Below are 3,223 nucleotides of genomic sequence, written 5' to 3'. Positions count from 1 at the left end.
AGCCGCTGGAGCGGAATGAGCGTGTTTGCGGGGAAACGTCCGACGCCGATGCTCCCCCCAATGAAAGATCTTTGGTTAATTCACCATTTATCACTTTTTTGTTCATCACTACGGAGCTTGGCTCCGCTCACTCCTCCCTTATCTGTATCTGAGGATAGGTCCGGTAGACCTTCCATATAGGATACAATGATGCGACAATACTGGCCGCTATGGCTGTGATTCCGGCAAGAAGATAGGGATCGAAGGTGAAGTGGTAGAAGATCGTCCAGTTAAAACTGCGCAGGTTAATGACCTTGATGAGTATCAGTGCAAGTGCAGTACCAACGCCGATGCTCATAAGGAAGCTCACAAGGCCCATGCCTATCCCTTCAAAGAGCGTCATCCCCGCGATCTGACGGACAGAAAATCCAAGGGCCCGGTAGATGCCGAACTCACGCTGTCTTTCCACGAAGAGGGTCATAAGGGCGCCGGCTATCCCGAAGAAGGCCACTATGATGGCGAGGACCCTCATCGACCGCGTAACGGCAAAGGTGTTGTCGAAGACGGAGAGTATGTTTCCGTGGAGCTCGCTCCTGGTTGCGACAGGCAGGTTCCGGTTGTGTGCCCGTTGCTTTACCTCCGCGATGACTTTCTCCCGGTCAGGATATTTCGGATCGACGAAGATCCCGAGGCTGTTGATCGTACGGTCTTTAAAATGTTCAATGTATATTGACCGGTCCATCATAATGAGCCCGTGCTCGGTTGTGTAGTCATAGAATATCGCTGCTACCGGGAACCGGATCGCCCCTTCTGTCCCATTGATGGTAATGGTGTCCCCTTTCTTCACGTTGAAGTGTCTTGAAAAGCTCTCGGAGATGATCACCGCTCCCCGCTTTACCGGTTCCCAGTTCTCTTTGCCGCCTCTTACCCAGCCGAATTCAGTAAATTGCTGGAGGACAGAGGCATTGATCGCCGTGATATAGGCAGGCATCCCGCGGTATGTTATCTGGACGTTCCGGTAGGTATCGATACCTTCTATACCGGGCACCCTCTTCAGTTCCTCATAAAAGTCTTCAGGTACGTCAACGTCCCCTCTTGTTGAGATATATAATTCCCCCTTTAGCTGGCTGTTCATCCACCAGATGAGGGAGTAGCGGAAACTGTCTATCATTGATCCGAGGCCGATCGACATGGAAAGGGCCACCATAAAGGCGGCGATGGCCACAGCGGTACGTCCCATGTTTTTCCGGATATTCGCGACGGCAAGTTTCCCCTGGACCCCTCCGACCCTTGAAAAGAGCCATTTAAGCGCCGGTGCAACAAGCATTACGGCAAACCCGGTAAAGAGACTGACACCGAGGAGAAAGATAAACGTACCGGCGTATCCCACGTATACGTGATAGAAAGAGAGCAACAGGAAGCAGGCGGCGATGCATAGTATCCCGAGACCGATAAGTGCTATCTTTCCTGCCTTTCTTTTTCCGCCCCTGTATGCCGTTCTGCCACGGAGAGCCTTAACGGGTTCCGTGAGGATAAGCTCGATAAGGGGCGCAATAGATCCCAAAAGGCTTGCGATACAACCAAGACCGATGCCGGCGGCGAGCGTCAGCAAAGACCAGGGTTGTGGTGAGGGCTTGAGGAAAAAATAGAGCGTGCTTATGGTGCTCCCCACTATCTCCGTAAGGAAACGGCTCAGTATATAGCCAAAAACAGCCCCCAGGGCCCCGCCCAGTATCCCCAGGCAGAATATCTCGATAAGAAAGGCGGCTACGATCTCATAACGGCTGGCGCCGAGGCTCCTCAGGACGCCCGCATCCTTCCTGCGGCTTACCACGACGAACATCGCAGTATTATAGATTAGGAATGTCCCGACAAAAAGGGCCAAAAGCGACAGGGCCTGGAGATTCAGCTTGAAGGCGTGCAGCAGGGCGGTCAGGGTTTCCTGCCTTTGCCTCTTCGACTCGATCCTGAAACCTTTCTCCCAGCGGGACCGGAATGCGGCCTCGTCATTCACAATGAGGTCAACGCGGTCTATTGATCCCTTGAGGCCGAATATCTTCTGGGAATTGAGTATATCCATAAGGATGAGTGGTTCGCCTGATGGGTTCGGAAAGGTATTGATTACCTTAAAGGTGCCCTGCGATGTCTCGAACCGGCCCCCCGGTTTCACCTTCAGCCGGGAAGCGAGATTAGAGTCGATAAGGACAGACCGATCGTCAGTAAAAAAAGAAAAGAGATCTTCTTCCTTACGTCGCCCCTTTTCAGCAAGATAAGCGCCGAAGATCTCGGGCCGGATGGTCCTGTCGAGAAAGGGGTCTATGCCGAGGACGTGGATCGCCTCGCTGTCTGTTAGCCTTATCCGGCGATCAATAACCGGAGCAAGGAAATCAATAGAAGGATCTTTCATCAGCCTGGCGAGTATTGTTTCGTCTACCGGTCCTGCGGGCCGCTCAATAAGGTGCGTAGACCTTCCCCGCAGGAATTCAACGGCCTTACTGAAGCTTGAAAGCGCCGACTGTGCAGACAGGCCCATGCCGATGACCGCTGCCACACCGCAGGCAATGCCAAGAAGCTGGAGGATGCTTAAACTCCGTCTCCTTAAACGATAACGGAGAAAGGCCTTTGTGACGATCTTCAAGTACCTTGCGCCTCGCAGGATTTATCTTCCACGACGATACCGTCTGCCATCCGCAAGATCCTCTGTGCATACTGACAGGTTATCATCGCGTGGCTGACCATGATGAGCGTTGTCTGTGATTGGCGGCACTGGTTGACGAGAAGGTCAAGGACATGTGCACCGGTTACCGTATCGAGATTGCCCGTAGGCTCGTCCGCAAGGATTATGGAAGGCTTCTTGACGAGGGCCCGCGCAATTGCCACGCGCTGCTGCTCGCCGCCGGAGAGTTCGTAAGGGTAACGGTTTTCCTTTCCTTCGAGCCCCACAGACGTAAGTACTTCCTTAGCAGTAACAGGGTCAGGTCGCCCGGCAAGTTCAAGGGATAAAAAGACATTTTCGAAGGCGGTCAGGGTAGGGAGGAGGTTAAAAAATTGAAAAACAAAACCAAGACGGTTTCGCCGGAATTCTGTTCTTCCTCTCTCTCCCAGGGTTTCGAGGTCCTGTCCTTCTATCTCGATCATGCCCCGCGTGGGTCTGTCCAGCCCTGCAAGAAGATTTAAGAGCGTTGTTTTGCCGGAGCCGCTTTTCCCGAAGAGGGCAACAATATCGCCGGCAGCCACCACGAGA

The 3,223-nt window shown here is 53.1% G+C and carries 2 protein-coding genes; both read right to left on the bottom strand.

Features of this window, described 5'->3' with window-relative positions:
* Positions 1–127 precede the first annotated feature (127 nt).
* Positions 128–2,617, bottom strand: coding sequence for an FtsX-like permease family protein (locus tag PHU49_16250; protein ID MDD5245562.1), 2,490 nt, complete (start codon positions 2,615–2,617; stop codon positions 128–130).
* The coding region (locus tag PHU49_16245; protein ID MDD5245561.1) for an ABC transporter ATP-binding protein at positions 2,614–3,223 on the bottom strand (610 nt) is incomplete at its 5' end. The genes PHU49_16245 and PHU49_16250, both read right to left, overlap by 4 nt.

The sequence above is a fragment of the Syntrophorhabdaceae bacterium genome, assembly GCA_028713955.1.
In the GTDB taxonomy this organism is placed as follows: Bacteria; Desulfobacterota; Syntrophorhabdia; order Syntrophorhabdales; family Syntrophorhabdaceae; genus UBA5609.
This window is presented reverse-complemented; position numbering and strand designations above follow the sequence as displayed.